Source organism: Acinetobacter sp. CFCC 10889 (assembly GCF_003268395.1).
GTDB lineage: Bacteria > Pseudomonadota > Gammaproteobacteria > Pseudomonadales > Moraxellaceae > Acinetobacter.
Genome location: NZ_LQXQ01000024.1, coordinates 14,879 through 29,300, shown reverse-complemented (window position 1 = coordinate 29,300; position 14,422 = coordinate 14,879). Strand labels below are relative to the sequence as shown.

Genomic DNA, 14,422 nt, shown 5'->3' with positions numbered 1-14,422 from the left:
GAATAAGTTTAGCTTTTTACTTCACAAAATTTCATTTTTTAATCATAAAAAATTGGAGGATATTGTGGAGTAAATCCAATAAATTATTTTAGCATCCATATATTTTAAAAAATGAAAATAAATATCAACTTTCATTCAAACATGTACAAAGGAGTATCGAAAAACACCGCGTTCTACACTTTCATACTTATTAAAAAACAAATTTATTTACACATACATCAGGATTTATCATGGCTAAAAACCAAGAAGTGACCCGCCAATCGTTAAGTGATCAGGCTGCCCGTCAGCTTGCCAATGCAACCAAAACCGTTCCTCAGCTTTCGACGATTACGCCTCGTTGGTTAACACATTTATTACAATGGACACCTGTAGAAGCGGGTATTTATCGTGTCAACCAAGTCAGCAATACTGATGATATTCAGGTGGCGTGTACACAACGTGATGAAGCGACTTTACCGCAAACTTTTGTGGACTATGAACTTAACCCACGTGAATATTTTCTCAATGGTGTTTCAACGGTTTTAGACATTCATACCCGTGTCTCAGATTTGTACAGTAGCCCGCATGATCAAATCAAAGAACAATTACGTTTAACTATTGAAACCATTAAAGAGCGTCAGGAAAGCGAACTGATCAATAACCCTGAATATGGTTTATTGGCAAGTGTTGCTGATAGTCAGCGTCTTTCAACCTTGACAGGTGCGCCAACGCCTGATGATTTTGATGACTTACTACGCAAAGTATGGAAAGAACCGGGCTTCTTCCTTGCTCATCCTGATGCGATTGCTGCGTTTGGTCGTGAATGTACCCGTCGTGGCGTGCCACCTCCAACCGTTAGCCTATTCGGTTCTCAGTTCATCACATGGCGTGGTGTTCCACTGATTCCATCGAATAAAATTCCTGTGGAAGATGGTAAAACTAAAATCATCCTGTTACGTGTTGGTGAAAAACGTCAAGGTGTGGTCGGATTATTCCAGCCAGGTCTTGCAGGTGAACAAGCGCCTGGCTTGTCTGTACGCTTCATGGGGATTAACCGCAATGCAATTGCATCTTATCTGATCTCGTTATATTGCTCTTTGGCGGTACTGACCGAAGATGCTTTGGCTGTACTTGAAGACGTGGAGGTTGATAAATACCATGACTATCCAAGCACTTACAAGTAATTCATTACCCACTGATACAGCATCTGCACAAGCGGATGCACCGATCAGTGAATCTGTGCTTACGCAATTGGCAGCAGAGTTTTTCTCTGCTTTGCCCAAGCAGAATGCACAAGGTTTAAATTTGGATTTACCTGAACATGCAACGGGCAATGGCATCAGCCATCCACCACAGCCGAAAGATCCAATTGCGGCATTGAGTGGTCGTGTGCCTGCTGTGGTGCAACAAAGCAGCTTGAATCCAAGTGCGACACAACGATTCGCTGATCCAACCGCAGATCATCCTGAGCGTCGAATTTTATCTTCAGCGCCTGTGATTGGCGGTGCGCACAATCCTGATCCATCTGCGTTATCGAATCGGATTCACTTGCCTTCTGCTACAACAGAAACACCAAGTGCATCTGCAATATCGCAACAAAATACGGCGCAGGGACAATCTGCCTATTACTTTCTAGACATTCCAAAGCCTGATGCGCTACAAGCAACAGTGCCAAGTGATGTATTGCGTAACCCTTTTGCTTTTGATGACTATCATGTTGTCGATGATCATCAACTCAAAGGCTTGCTCAAAGATCGTAATGACAAACCTGCGACTACTGAATCGGGCTATTATTTTGCTTCTGCGCCAAGTGTTGAGCAATCACAGTTTCAGCGTGAGCAAAATTTGCAAATCCCGGCCACTGCACAAAATCATCAACCGATTGATATTTTGCAGATCCGTCGTGATTTTCCGATTTTGCAAGAACGTGTGAATGGTAAACCATTAATTTGGTTGGATAATGCAGCAACCACACATAAACCTAAAGCGGTGATAGATCGAATTTCATATTTTTATGAACATGAAAATTCCAACATTCATCGTGCAGCGCATGAACTTGCGGCACGTGCAAGCGATGCTTATGAACATGCTCGTGATGTGGTCGCCCGTTTTATTGGTGCACCCTCTGCACAAAACATTGTTTTTGTCCGTGGTACGACTGAAGGCATTAACCTGATTGCAAAATCGTGGGGTAAGCAAAATATTGGTGCAGGTGATGAAATCATCGTATCCAATCTTGAGCACCATGCCAATATTGTGCCGTGGTTTCAACTCACCAAAGAAACTGGGGCAAAATTACGTGTTATTCCTGTAGATGATACGGGGCAGATTCGCATTGATGAGTTTATTAAACTACTCAATCCGAAAACCAAATTGGTTGCCATTACCCAAGTCTCCAATGCTTTGGGAACTGTAACACCGACGCAAGAAATTATTGCCTTGGCGCATGCCGCAGGGGTACGTGTATTGATTGATGGTGCGCAGTCTGTGTCACATATGCCAACCAATGTCACCGCACTTGATGCCGACTTCTTTGTCTTTTCAGGGCACAAAGTTTTCGGTCCTACAGGCATCGGTGCCGTCTATGCCAAAGCCGAATTGCTCGACAGCATGCCCGTTTGGGAAGGTGGCGGTAACATGATTCAGGACGTGACTTTTGACAATGTGATTTACCAACCTGCACCGAATAAATTTGAGGCAGGCACAGGAAACATTGCTGATGCAGTCGGTTTAGGTGCAGCATTAGAATATGTGGAAAGTATCGGTATTCATAATATTGCACGTTATGAACATGATCTGCTTGAGTATGGACAACACGCATTGCAAAGTGTTTCAGGTTTACGTCTGATCGGCACTGCGTTGAATAAAGCGAGTGTGATGTCTTTTACCCTCGCAGGTTATGAAACGGAAGAAGTGGGTAAAGTACTGAATCAATACGGCATTGCGGTTCGTACAGGACATCATTGTGCGCAACCAATCTTGCGCCGTTTTGGTGTAGAACGCACTGTACGCCCTTCTCTTGCATTTTATAATACGACTGAGGAGATTGATTTATTGGTTTCAATATTGCATCAACTGCGTCGTGCCAAGCCGTATAAATCCTAATTGAACCATTGATGAATCATAAAAAACCATCACATGCTGAATTGATTCAGCATGTGATTTTTATTTGGAAATGTATTTTACTTTGTTCAAAATGCTTTGAAAGTCAGCATCCAACAACATAAAAACTGTTTGATCAACCCACAAATTTATCTGTAATCGTTTTTACACGTTGTGCATAAGCACGTACCGTATCCAAATCACCTTGTGGAATTTCCTCTGCTGAAGCATCTGCTGGGCTTTGTACCATCGCACCACCAAAACTTCCCATATAGTTAATATCATTACGAGCAGCAGACTTCTTATTGGAAGGCAGAATACCCAAGCTGACCCAAATACCACCATGTTGCAAAGCAAGCGCCTGTAACTGAATCAGTGTCATTTGCTTATCGCCATTGATACTGCCACTGTTGGTAAAGCCTGCAAAAATTTTATCTTGCCAAGCACGAATGAACCAACGTTTTGAAGAATCATCTGCAAATTTCTTAAACTGCCAAGCGTAGAAGCCATATAAGTTGGTGCACCAAAAACAATTGCATCGGCTTGATCTAAAGTTGTCCATTCCTGTTCAGAAATATTACCCTGTTGATCAATCGCAATTAAATCTGCCTGAATTTCATTGGCAAAATTTTCAGCCACAACTTTAGTGTGACCATAACCTGAATAATAAACCACTGCGACTTTAGACATGTGAAAACCTCTTGATCTGTTGAATAAAAATAAAGAATGTAAAATTAAAGGCTGATATAACTTGGAATCGGTGCTGTCAGTCCCTGCTTCAATTGCTGACTTGACTCACCAACCACCACTTCAAAAGCATTGCGCTCTATCCCATCAAAAATATGTTCAGCAACGACTTTCGGTGAAACTTTTTCAATATCTAGTGTTTGCGTCAGATCAGTATCGATAAAACCAACATGGACACCCATCACATGCAAATTAGATTTGGCAAACCATTGTCGTGTGCTATTGGTAAAAGACCATGCCGCAGCTTTAGACATGGCATAACTGGCTAAAAATGTACTGGGTTGCCAAGACACATCGGACAAGATATTGACGATATAACTTTCAGGCTGAGCGGATAACACGGGAGAAAATTGCTGCGTGCTATTGATCATGCCATATAGATTGGTTTCTAAAACTTTACGTGTAGTTGCAGCAATTTCAGCATCTACAGGGCTTTGATTCAGACGTGCAATGCCTGCATTATTAATCAAAATACTGACATCACTACATTCAGCCACAGCTTTTTGAATTGACTCAGGATCGGTAACATCAACGTGTACAGCGATCATGCCCTGCTCATTAAAATTTTGCGTATTACGCATACCTGCATAGACTTTCTTCGCACCACGTTGTACCGCTTCTTTGGCAAGTACAAGCCCTAAGCCACGATTGGCACCTGTTATAAAAACCACAGCATCTGTTATTTTCATTGTATTTGCACTCTTGTAAATTTTGATCTACGACATCTCAAACGACTCTTCAGTTTCAAATGAAAATGCTGCACTGATCAATTTTAGGAACTGATATGAAAGAATAGATTTATGATATACTTTTGAAACTAAGTATCAATTAGTTACCACTTGGTAACTGGTTACTCAACTGAAGATTTATTGTGAATTATGGTTATTACAGAGGATTGAATTATGACTAAGGCATTCAATTTTAATATTTTTCATCCTGACTGCCCTGCACGATCTTTTTTTGATAAATTTGCAGATAAATGGATTCTTCTGATCATTTACCAACTACATGGTCAATCACAGCACTTTAATGAGCTAAAAAAAAGCCTCACAGGTATTTCTCCAAAAGTGTTATCTCAAAAGTTAAAAATTTTGGAACGTGATGGTTTTATTTCCCGCACGATTCATGAAAATAATGTCATTCGAGTTGAATACGCACTGACACCACTTGGAATTGAATTTGCAGGAACGGCTTTGGTTTTTAAAAATTGGGCGGAGGAGAATATGCAACATGTGATTCGAGCGCAGCGCCTGTTTGATGCATCACAAGCGATCCCTGAAAGTTAACATCAATATGTAAAATCAAAACATTTATTCATCTGTAGTCTCAACAATGCTTAGGCTATTTGTATTCACAATCCTGATCTTGAGCACAGCACAATAAACACTTCATAATATTCCAAACTGAATATGAAGAAGACCTATGTTTGCTCTGAAAAAATTATTGATTTTGTGCGGATTACTAACCACAACACAAATCTTTGCATTACCTCAAGACGCTCGCCGAGCAGGCGGTATTGCCGTCATTCCTTTATCGCAAAACGTCACTGAAGTAAAATACAATGGACTACCTGTCTTAGTCACGCAGCCCAATTCACAACGCTATGCAGTATTTGGCATTCCCCTTTCCACACCTGTAGGCACATTAGAGCTACAAACCAACAGCCAACCGATCCAAATTGATGTAAAAGATTATAAATATGCACAACAACGCCTAACAGTCAAAAATCAAGACTATGTCAATCCTAAACAAGAACAACTAGATCGTTATGCACGTGAAGCCAAAGAGCAAAATGATATTTACACCTCTTTTACACCTGCGCAATGGACAGATTTTCCACGTTTCATCCGCCCAACAGCAGGTAAATTCAGCAACTCTTTTGGTCGTAAACGTTTTTTTTAATGGTGAAGAACGAGCACCACATTCAGGTTTAGACATTCCTGCACCTGTGGGTCAAAAAGTCATTGCTCCTGCTGCAGGGGTTGTGGTGGGTACAGGAGATTATTTTTTTAACGGACAAACTGTTCTCATTGATCATGGACAAGGTTTGATCAGTATGTTCTGCCATCTCAGTCAGATCAACGTCACTAAAGGTCAAAAACTGAGCCAAGGTGAAGTGTTAGGCTTAGTGGGGAAAACGGGTCGTGTTACAGGTGCACATTTACATTGGGGAATGAGTTTGAACAATGCCCGTGTTGATCCACAACTGTTCCTAAGCCCTTAACTTGAACAAATAATGTACCTTTTATTAAAAAAATCTTAATCAGACACATTTTGTAATAATTTAAATGAAAGTATTTTGGATGATGAGAATTTTAGTGATTTTCATCAATTTTTAGCATATCGAATGTCGACCAATATACTCTGATTTAAAGTTCAGATTATCAAAATTTAGCCATAAAAAAAGCCAAAATCAATTTTGGCTTTTATATTTTTCTAAGAATTAAGCTGCGACAATTTCAAAGTCATGAGTGATCTCAACACCACCATCTGCCAACATTTTGCTCGCAGAACAGTATTTTTCAGCAGAAAGTTCAACAGCTTTAGCAACTTGTTTTTCCTTTACATCGTGACCTGTCACCACAAAGTGTAAATGGATTTTAGTAAATACTGCAGGAATGCTATCAGCACGATCAGCTTTCAACTGACATACAACATCTGTCACATCTTGACGAGATTTCTTTAATATCGTCACAATATCAAAGGAAGCACAGCCACCAAGTCCCATTAAAATAAGTTCCATGGGACGTGGACCACGGTTTTCTCCACCATATTCAGCAGAACCATCCATCACAACTTGGTGTCCACTTTCCGATTTTGCTTCAAAAGCAACATTCTCTAACCAATGTACGCTAGTTTGCATTGCAACTACCTAAAAAAAGCTATAAATTTATAGTGTACTGTACACTAGCATAAAATGAGTTGATAAGGAATTTCATCTCTTACGCTTCTATGTGACGAGTTCAATTTAGATTTATGATCTAGTTATTATCCAATTTGGAATTTTTTAGCATGTCTTCTAATTTAGCACAACTTAGTACAGACGCTTTGTCACCAGGACAATTGCCTGAATCTGTCAAAGCTTTACTCAAGCGTGCTCACATCAATCGTTTTCCGAAACGTACGGCTATTGTTGATGCGGGTTCAGAGTCAAAATCGCTGTATCTAATTTTAAAAGGATCGGTATCAATCATTCTACGTGAAGATGATGATCGTGAAATTGTGGTTGCATATCTCAATCCTGGGGACTTCTTCGGAGAAATGGGGTTATTTGAACAAAACCCACAACGTACCGCAGAAGTAAGAACACGTGATGTATGTGAAATTGCTGAAATTTCTTATGAAAATTTCCACGAAGTCAGTACACAATACCCAGATTTAAGCTACGCTGTTTTTGCACAATTGGTAAGACGTTTAAAAAATACCACGCGTAAAGTGACAGACCTTGCTTTTATTGATGTGTCTGGTCGTATTGCACGTTGTCTTATTGATCTTTCAGCACAACCTGAAGCAATGATTCTACCAAATGGCCGTCAAATCCGTATCACTCGTCAAGAGATTGGCCGTATTGTGGGTTGTTCTCGTGAAATGGTTGGTCGCGTTCTTAAAACACTTGAAGAGCAAGGCATGATCGAAACTGATGGCAAAGCCATTTTAATTTTTGATTCATCTTTAGAAGAATCTTCATATTCTGATGATGAACAAGATGACGAATAATTCATTTTGAGCATCAATGAAAAGCAAATCTTAGGATTTGCTTTTTTTTATTTAAGCGAAAATTTAGAAATACTTATACATAATTCAGTGATTAAAATAATTTCCACACGCTATGATATTGAAGCGGAATACATCTATTCAACTGCATATATGCAACAAAAAAATATTTAAGGACAATCCCAATGAAACTGAATCCATTAGGTCAATCAGGTATTCTTGTTCCAGAAATTTGTTTAGGTACCATGACTTTTGGTGAACAAAATACCCAAGCTGAAGCTTTCGAGCAACTGAGTTATGCTTTGGATCAAGGCTTATATTTTTGGGATACTGCCGAAATGTATCCCGTACCACCTAAACAAGAAACTCAAGGTTCAACTGAACAGATGATTGGCAATTGGATCACGCAAAATGGCCAACGTGACAAACTCTTTCTCGCGTCCAAAATCGCAGGGCCACAACAAGGTGGAAGTCATATCCGAGATGGTCAGACCAAATTTATTGAAAGCGAAATTACAACAGCCTTAGATGCCTCTCTCAAGCGTTTACAGACCGATTATATTGATTTATACCAATTACACTGGCCACAGCGCCCAACCAACTTTTTCGGCAAATTAGGCTACAGTAATGACGATGCATTCAACAAGCAAGACATTACCCCACTTGAACAGACCTTAGAAGCGTTATCAAAGGAAGTAAAAAAGGGGCGTATTCGCTATATTGGCTTGTCCAACGAAACACCTTGGGGAACTTTGAAATTTCTACATTTAGCAGAAAAATTGGGGTTAGAAAAAGTGGTTAGTGTGCAAAATCCTTACAATCTGCTGAATCGTACTTATGAAATTGGTATGGCAGAAATTGCACAATATGAAGAAGTTGGATTATTAGCCTATTCTCCTTTAGCTTTTGGTTATTTAACAGGGAAATTCCGTCACGGCGCTCGTCCTGCCAATGCACGAATCAGCTTATTCAGCCGTTTTAGTCGCTATAGCAACCCTGAAAGTGAATGGGCAACCGAACAATATGCACTATTGGCAGAAAAACACAATTTAAGCTTAACCCAATTGGCTTTAGCATTTATCAAACAACAATTCTTTGTAAGCAGCACTATTATTGGTGCGACCAATTTAGAACAACTCAAAGAGAATATTGCTGCATTTGAAGTGACACTATCAGATGAAATTTTACAGGGTGTTGAAGATATTCACCGTCAACAACCCAATCCTGCACCTTGATCTTTTACACATCAATACTTTACTTATTTTTAATTTCATTTTAAATCAATAAAAAAGACTTCCTCGGAAGTCTTTTTATGTTTATTTCAATGAAAATATGCTCTTAACGCCCTAAAATTCCACGTGCGACAATTTCTTTCATGATTTCATTGGTTCCACCGTAAATACGCTGAATACGTGCATCCACAAAGAAACGTGAAATTGGATATTCAGTCATATAACCATAACCACCGAATAGCTGAAGTAAGCTGTCTGCTACTTTCATTTGCATATCTGAGCTAAAACTTTTCAATGCTGCTGCGGTTTCTACATCCAACTTACCTTCTTTATATAAAGCGAGATTTTGGTTATAAAATGCTGCCGTTGCCAATTCATCAATCTTCGCCTGAGCCAAAACAAAACGAGTATTTTGGAAACTGCCAATTTTTTGACCAAAGGCTTGACGCTCTTGTACATATTGCGTTGTTACATCAATCGCACCACGAATCGCACCCAAAGCGGTTGCAGCAATCGCAGTACGCTCACGTGGTAACTCTTGCATCAAATAAGCAAAGCCTTGTCCTGCATTACCCAAAAGTTGATTGGCTGGTACTTTGACATTATCAAAGAACAATTCAGAAGTATCTTGTGAATGTAAGCCGATCTTGTCTAAGTTTGTGCCCTTTTTAAAGCCTTCCAAATGTGTATCTACAAGTAAAAGCGAAACACCTTTAGCACGTGCTTGCGGATCAGTTTTTGCTGCCAAAACAACCAAGTCTGCATGTTGACCATTGGAAATAAAGGTTTTAGAACCATTTAACAAATAATGGTCACCATTCAAAATCGCAGATGAGCGCATGCCTTGTAAGTCAGAACCTGCACCTGGTTCAGTCATGCCAATCGCACCAACCACGTCACCCGCCACCATTTTCGGCAGCCAATATTGTTTTTGTTCTTCATTGGCAATATTTAAAATATACGGTGCTGCAATTTCTGAGTGACATGAAATCGCTGTAGAGAGTGCACCATAGCCTGCACGTGCTGACTCTTCTACCAACATTAAAGAATATTCTGTTGGTACACCATAACCACCGTATTCTTCGGGTACATCTACACAAAGAAAACCATTATCACCCAATAATTTCCACATTGAACGTGGCATTAAGCCTTCTTTTTCCCATTGTTCATAATGAGGTGCAACGTTTTCATTCATAAAACGTTTGAAATTATCTTTAAAGAGCTCTAAATCTGCATCATATGCCAACATCTTGGTTATTCCTTTTGGGCTTATTCTTGGGTAATTCTCTTTTTAATCTTATCTGAGTTTTAATTTGAATGTCATGACTTTTCATGACGAGAGCATGAGGTTAATTATGTCAATACACACTTGATCCACTGTATAAAATTAAGATATTTTTAGTCTAAGTTATTCATAAATAAAAATAAACAATAGCTATAAATGGTATATTTTTCTAAATACTCCGTTATAGCTAAAGTAAGATATAAAAAACCGCAATACAATGACATTCATCATATTGCGGTTTGCGCCATCTCAGTAAAATGGCTAGCGCTTAAACGTCAATATTTAAGCATGCTTTTGAACGGTATCTTCAAGCATTTGTTTATCTAATTCTTCAGGATGATTGAGTGCATAATGCAACTTATCTTTGTCCAAATGCCCCACCCATTTTGCAACAACAATTGTTGCCAATGAGTTACCAACGAGGTTGGTTAAAGCACGTGCTTCTGACATGAAACGGTCAATCCCAAGAATCAATGCCAAACCTGCAACAGGAATATGCCCTACAGCAGATAAAGTTGCAGCCATAACAATAAAGCCTGAACCTGTCACCCCTGCTGCGCCTTTAGATGAAATCAACAACACCACAAGTAAGGTAATTTGATGAGATACATCAAGCTGTGTATTGGTCGCTTGTGCAATAAAAATTGCTGCCATCGTCAAATAAATAGACGTACCATCTAAGTTAAATGAATAACCCGTTGGAATAACTAAACCCACAACTGATTTTTCACAACCTGCAATTTCCAATTTTTTCAGCATTCGTGGTAAGACCGATTCTGAAGATGATGTACCAAGCACAATCAACAATTCTTCACGAATCATACGAATCATTTTTAAAATACTGAAGCCACAGATACGACTGATCGTTCCTAACACAAGGAAAATAAACAACAAACAAGTGATATAAAAACAAATAATCAATTGCGCAAGTTGGGCAAGACTACCAATACCATATTTACCAATGGTAAATGCCATCGCACCAAAAGCACCAATTGGCGCAAGTTTCATGATCATATTCACAATGTTAAAGAACACATGTGCAATTTGATCAACCAACTTTAATACAGGTTTTCCTGCATCACCCAATTTATGCAAAGCAAATCCAAATAAGATCGCAAAGAGTAAAACTTGTAAAATTTCACCTTCTGCAAATGCTCCAACCACTGTATTTGGAATAATATTCATCAAGAAATCAACAGTTGATTGGGATGCACCCGACTCAACATATTTGGAAATACCTGATGTATCCAAAGATGCAGGATCAATATTCATGCCTACACCGGGTTTCGCAATATTGATGACCAATAAACCAATCAATAGCGCAATGGTAGATACAATTTCAAAGTACAGTAAAGCAATACCACCTGTCTTACCAACAGATTTCATACTTTCCATACCCGCGATCCCACTGACCACTGTACAGAAAATAACAGGTGCAATAATCATCTTAATTAGACGAATAAAAGCATCTCCCAGTGGTTTTAATTGCTCACCAATACCTGGAATATGTTTTTCAACACCATCGACCAATTGTGTGGTACTTGGGAAATAATGCCCCACAAGCACACCTGCAATAATGGCAACAATCACTTGAAAATAAAGTGATTTATACAAAGGTTTTTTAGCCATAATGATAACTTCTTTCGATATTTCTGATCGCAGAAATATTTTATTTGTAGTGATCCTTAACAGAAACACAGCCAAGTCATTCTCATCAAACTTGATAAAGACCAATTTTTAAAAATAAAAAATCCCCTAGAAAATGGCATTTTCCAGAAAATTCATATCATTAAAAATTTTTATATGTCTTGATTAAGATCTAAAAGCAATAAAAAAATACTTTTAAATGTTAAGAGAACAGGAGATTTAAAAATAAAACATATTAATTCTAATAAAAAATAATCGTGATAACTTGAAAAAAATGTAAAATTCGGTGTATTTTTAACCTATTTAATATTAGACCTTAGTCTTAGAAGCAGATCTTTGCAGCCTTTCTATATTTTTTATGTCATAGTATTTTCTAAGTATTTTTAACTTTTTATCAGCCGTTTATGAATACAAAACGTAATCTATATCAAGATTTTGAACATCCTTTTGCCCAATACGTTCGTATTATTGGAAAAGGGAAAAATGGTGCACGCTCCCTGACCTATGAGGAAGCCTATCAAGCATTTTCCATGATTTTAAAAAATGAAGTTTTGGATGTGCAACTTGGCGCTTTTTTAATGTTGCTACGTGTCAAAGAAGAGTCTGTAGATGAGTTAGCAGGCTTTGTCCAAGCCACCAAAGACCAATTGACTTTCCAGCCTCTAACAGTTGATTTGGACTGGTCATCTTATGCAGGTAAGCGTAAACATTTCCCTTGGTTTTTACTTTCAGCACTTACTTTAGCAAAGCATGGCTATAAAGTAGTGATGCATGGTGCTTCAGGACATACCATTAACCGAGTATATACTGAACAGGTTCTGCAATACTTAGGCTATTCGATTTGCCAAAATGAAAATGACGTTGCACAGCAACTCACTGCTCATAATTTTGCATTTTTGCCCTTGCATGTGATTTCTCCAATTTTAAGTGATCTAATCGGCTTAAGAAATGTCATGGGCTTGCGTTCACCGATCCATACCTTGGCACGTTTAATTAATCCTTTTAATGCCAAAGCCACTATGCAAGCCATTTTCCACCCTGCTTATCGCAGTTCACATCAACATTCTGCATTTAAATTAGGCTATCAAAATAGTGCAGTGATTAAAGGTGAAGGTGGTGAATTTGAGCGTAATCCTGATGCCAAGACCTTAATTTGTGGAATTAAAAATGGCGAACTATATGAACATGAGTTGCCTAAACTGACCGACAACCGTAGCCCTGCTGAAGAAGAACTAGAGTTAAAGGTTTTTAAAGCAGTATGGCTCGGTCAGCAAAAACATGAATATGGTGAAATGGCAGTGATTGAGACCATGGGTATTGCACTTTATACCATGGGTGCTGTCAGTGACTATACTGAGGCAATGCTCAAAGCCGAAGAATTGTGGAATACACGCTTTTAAGTTTGATATTTTTAGCTGTATTTTAATAAAAGAAAAGGACGAATATCTCGTCCTTTTCTTACTTATACAAAACGAATCGGTTTAAATTCAGGTTCAGGTACATGAGAATCACATTCTTCACCTTCTTCCTTATGTCCTTTATCAATATAACCTGAACGTTCCTTTTCATCTAAATTTTGATGTTCCCAAGCAATCACAGCCTGCATACAGATTTCACGTTGCTCTTTGGTCAAGACTACACCATTTGGCCATTTGCCAATTTCAACGGCAGTTTTCAAACGTGCTACGACATCTGCGTCAAGCATAGAAAGCATTTGTTCAATATTCATGATTAATCCTGCTGTTGCAATGAATCAAAATCTTGGTTCCAACCCAATTTGGTACGACATGCCATATAGAAGTCATAACCTGGTGGATGTATGAGTGTTAATTTAAAGGGATGTTTACGAATATGCAAACAATCACCAACATTTAATGAAACACTACTCTGCCCATCAGCACTCACCATTGGTAAAACACGGTTTTCCCGAATTTCAATTTTAATTTCGCTTTGTCCACCCACCACGATTGGGCGAGAAGATAATGTATGTGGATGCATCGGAACTAAAGCGATCGCATCCATACTTGGATGTAAAATCGGACCGCCACCAGAGAGCGCATAAGCCGTAGAACCTGTTGGCGTTGACACAATCAAGCCATCACTATGTTGACGATAGACATATTGACCATCTATTTTCAGGTCAAAGTCGATCATATGTACAGACTTACCTGAATGTAATACTACATCGTTCAGTGCGATCGCTTCATAAATCGCTTGATTTTGACTGCGAATTTCCATTTCCAATAAGAAACGGCGATCAATTTGAAACTCACCTTTTAACACTTGATCTAATTTAAAGATCACTTCAGTGGGTTTGATATCAGTTAAAAAGCCCAAGCGCCCTCGGTTGACACCCAGTACAGGTGTGCTGTATTTGACCAGAGCTCGTGCAGCATGTAGCAATGAACCATCGCCACCAACGACGATGACTAAGTCCACAACCTCGCCCAACAAGTGTCGGCTGACCGTTTGCGTATTGGTATAAGGGACTAATTCTGCTGTTTCAGAATCAAAAACTGGATGTAAACCTAAGCCGAGCAAGTGATCATGGATCAGACACAAGGTATCGACCACCGAGGATTTATCAGGGCGACCAATCAGACCAATATTTCTAAATGCTTTTGACGAGATATGTGTTGGGTTCATCAATTTCCTTTATAACAACCTAACAAAACTGCATGCAAATCGTGCAAAGCAAAATCGCCGCAAAGCATTT

The 14,422-nt window shown here is 38.9% G+C and carries 12 protein-coding genes and 2 pseudogenes; 7 read left to right on the top strand and 7 right to left on the bottom strand.

Annotated features, from left to right (window positions below):
* The first annotated feature begins 230 nt into the window (after positions 1–230).
* Entirely contained in the window at positions 231–1,163 is a 933-nt protein-coding gene (locus AVJ19_RS10835; RefSeq protein ID WP_111859720.1) for a family 2A encapsulin nanocompartment shell protein, read from the top strand.
* Positions 1,138–3,084, top strand: coding sequence for a family 2A encapsulin nanocompartment cargo protein cysteine desulfurase (locus AVJ19_RS10830; RefSeq protein ID WP_111859719.1), 1,947 nt, complete (start codon positions 1,138–1,140; stop codon positions 3,082–3,084). The genes AVJ19_RS10835 and AVJ19_RS10830 overlap by 26 nt, the downstream gene beginning before the upstream one ends.
* A gap of 133 nt (positions 3,085–3,217) precedes the next feature.
* On the opposite strand, the pseudogene AVJ19_RS10825 reads toward AVJ19_RS10830, so the two are convergent.
* A pseudogene (locus tag AVJ19_RS10825) lies at positions 3,218–3,771 on the bottom strand (flavodoxin family protein).
* Positions 3,772–3,815: 44 nt separating this feature from the next.
* The gene (locus AVJ19_RS10820) at positions 3,816–4,517 is read right to left on the bottom strand and encodes an SDR family NAD(P)-dependent oxidoreductase (protein ID WP_111859718.1); all 702 of its coding nucleotides are present in this window, start codon (positions 4,515–4,517) and stop codon (positions 3,816–3,818) included.
* Positions 4,518–4,730: 213 nt separating this feature from the next.
* Between AVJ19_RS10820 and AVJ19_RS10815 the strand changes: the two genes are divergently transcribed.
* The gene (locus AVJ19_RS10815; RefSeq protein ID WP_111859717.1) at positions 4,731–5,114 is read left to right on the top strand and encodes a winged helix-turn-helix transcriptional regulator; all 384 of its coding nucleotides are present in this window, start codon (positions 4,731–4,733) and stop codon (positions 5,112–5,114) included.
* Between the two features lie 136 nt (positions 5,115–5,250).
* Positions 5,251–6,052 (top strand): annotated as a pseudogene (locus AVJ19_RS10810) (peptidoglycan DD-metalloendopeptidase family protein).
* A gap of 219 nt (positions 6,053–6,271) precedes the next feature.
* Here the strand turns inward: AVJ19_RS10810 and AVJ19_RS10805 are convergent.
* A complete protein-coding gene (locus tag AVJ19_RS10805; RefSeq protein WP_111859716.1) occupies positions 6,272–6,691 on the bottom strand; it encodes an OsmC family protein in 420 nt (139 codons plus the stop codon).
* Between the two features lie 149 nt (positions 6,692–6,840).
* Here AVJ19_RS10805 and crp point away from each other — a divergent pair, with 149 nt between their 5' ends.
* Together crp and AVJ19_RS10795 are read left to right on the top strand one after the other, a co-directional pair.
* The gene (crp, locus tag AVJ19_RS10800; RefSeq protein WP_111859715.1) at positions 6,841–7,545 is read left to right on the top strand and encodes a cAMP-activated global transcriptional regulator CRP; all 705 of its coding nucleotides are present in this window, start codon (positions 6,841–6,843) and stop codon (positions 7,543–7,545) included.
* Positions 7,546–7,727: 182 nt separating this feature from the next.
* Positions 7,728–8,777 (top strand): NADP(H)-dependent aldo-keto reductase, encoded by a 1,050-nt coding sequence (locus tag AVJ19_RS10795; protein WP_111859714.1) that lies wholly within the window; start codon positions 7,728–7,730, stop codon positions 8,775–8,777.
* A 103-nt stretch (positions 8,778–8,880) separates the two neighbouring features.
* On the opposite strand, the gene AVJ19_RS10790 is transcribed toward AVJ19_RS10795, so the two are convergent.
* Both AVJ19_RS10790 and AVJ19_RS10785 read right to left on the bottom strand, forming a co-directional pair.
* The gene (locus AVJ19_RS10790; protein ID WP_111859713.1) at positions 8,881–10,023 is read right to left on the bottom strand and encodes an acyl-CoA dehydrogenase family protein; all 1,143 of its coding nucleotides are present in this window, start codon (positions 10,021–10,023) and stop codon (positions 8,881–8,883) included.
* 318 nt (positions 10,024–10,341) lie between these two features.
* Positions 10,342–11,688 (bottom strand): dicarboxylate/amino acid:cation symporter, encoded by a 1,347-nt coding sequence (locus AVJ19_RS10785; protein WP_111859712.1) that lies wholly within the window; start codon positions 11,686–11,688, stop codon positions 10,342–10,344.
* Positions 11,689–12,110: 422 nt separating this feature from the next.
* On the opposite strand from AVJ19_RS10785, the gene AVJ19_RS10780 reads away from it, so the two are divergent.
* Complete coding sequence (locus AVJ19_RS10780; RefSeq protein WP_111859711.1) at positions 12,111–13,106, top strand: glycosyl transferase family protein; 996 nt, start codon at positions 12,111–12,113, stop codon at positions 13,104–13,106.
* Positions 13,107–13,168: 62 nt separating this feature from the next.
* Here the strand turns inward: AVJ19_RS10780 and AVJ19_RS10775 are convergent, their stop codons facing one another.
* Both AVJ19_RS10775 and AVJ19_RS10770 read right to left on the bottom strand, forming a co-directional pair.
* Positions 13,169–13,435, bottom strand: coding sequence for a YeaC family protein (locus AVJ19_RS10775; protein WP_065991988.1), 267 nt, complete (start codon positions 13,433–13,435; stop codon positions 13,169–13,171).
* Positions 13,436–13,437: 2 nt separating this feature from the next.
* On the bottom strand, positions 13,438–14,352 hold the full coding sequence (locus AVJ19_RS10770) for an NAD(+) kinase (RefSeq protein ID WP_111859710.1): 915 nt from the start codon (positions 14,350–14,352) through the stop codon (positions 13,438–13,440).
* Positions 14,353–14,422: the final 70 nt, after the last annotated feature.

Coding starts and splice junctions, on each gene's coding strand:
- AVJ19_RS10795 (WP_111859714.1), top strand. CDS start 7,728: ATGAAACTGAATCCATTAGGTCAATCAGGTATTCTTGTTCCAGAAATT.
- AVJ19_RS10785 (WP_111859712.1), bottom strand. CDS start 11,688: ATGGCTAAAAAACCTTTGTATAAATCACTTTATTTTCAAGTGATTGTT.
- AVJ19_RS10835 (WP_111859720.1), top strand. CDS start 231: ATGGCTAAAAACCAAGAAGTGACCCGCCAATCGTTAAGTGATCAGGCT.
- AVJ19_RS10820 (WP_111859718.1), bottom strand. CDS start 4,517: ATGAAAATAACAGATGCTGTGGTTTTTATAACAGGTGCCAATCGTGGC.
- AVJ19_RS10770 (WP_111859710.1), bottom strand. CDS start 14,352: ATGAACCCAACACATATCTCGTCAAAAGCATTTAGAAATATTGGTCTG.
- AVJ19_RS10805 (WP_111859716.1), bottom strand. CDS start 6,691: ATGCAAACTAGCGTACATTGGTTAGAGAATGTTGCTTTTGAAGCAAAA.
- AVJ19_RS10830 (WP_111859719.1), top strand. CDS start 1,138: ATGACTATCCAAGCACTTACAAGTAATTCATTACCCACTGATACAGCA.
- AVJ19_RS10780 (WP_111859711.1), top strand. CDS start 12,111: ATGAATACAAAACGTAATCTATATCAAGATTTTGAACATCCTTTTGCC.
- AVJ19_RS10790 (WP_111859713.1), bottom strand. CDS start 10,023: ATGTTGGCATATGATGCAGATTTAGAGCTCTTTAAAGATAATTTCAAA.
- crp (WP_111859715.1), top strand. CDS start 6,841: ATGTCTTCTAATTTAGCACAACTTAGTACAGACGCTTTGTCACCAGGA.
- AVJ19_RS10815 (WP_111859717.1), top strand. CDS start 4,731: ATGACTAAGGCATTCAATTTTAATATTTTTCATCCTGACTGCCCTGCA.
- AVJ19_RS10775 (WP_065991988.1), bottom strand. CDS start 13,435: ATGAATATTGAACAAATGCTTTCTATGCTTGACGCAGATGTCGTAGCA.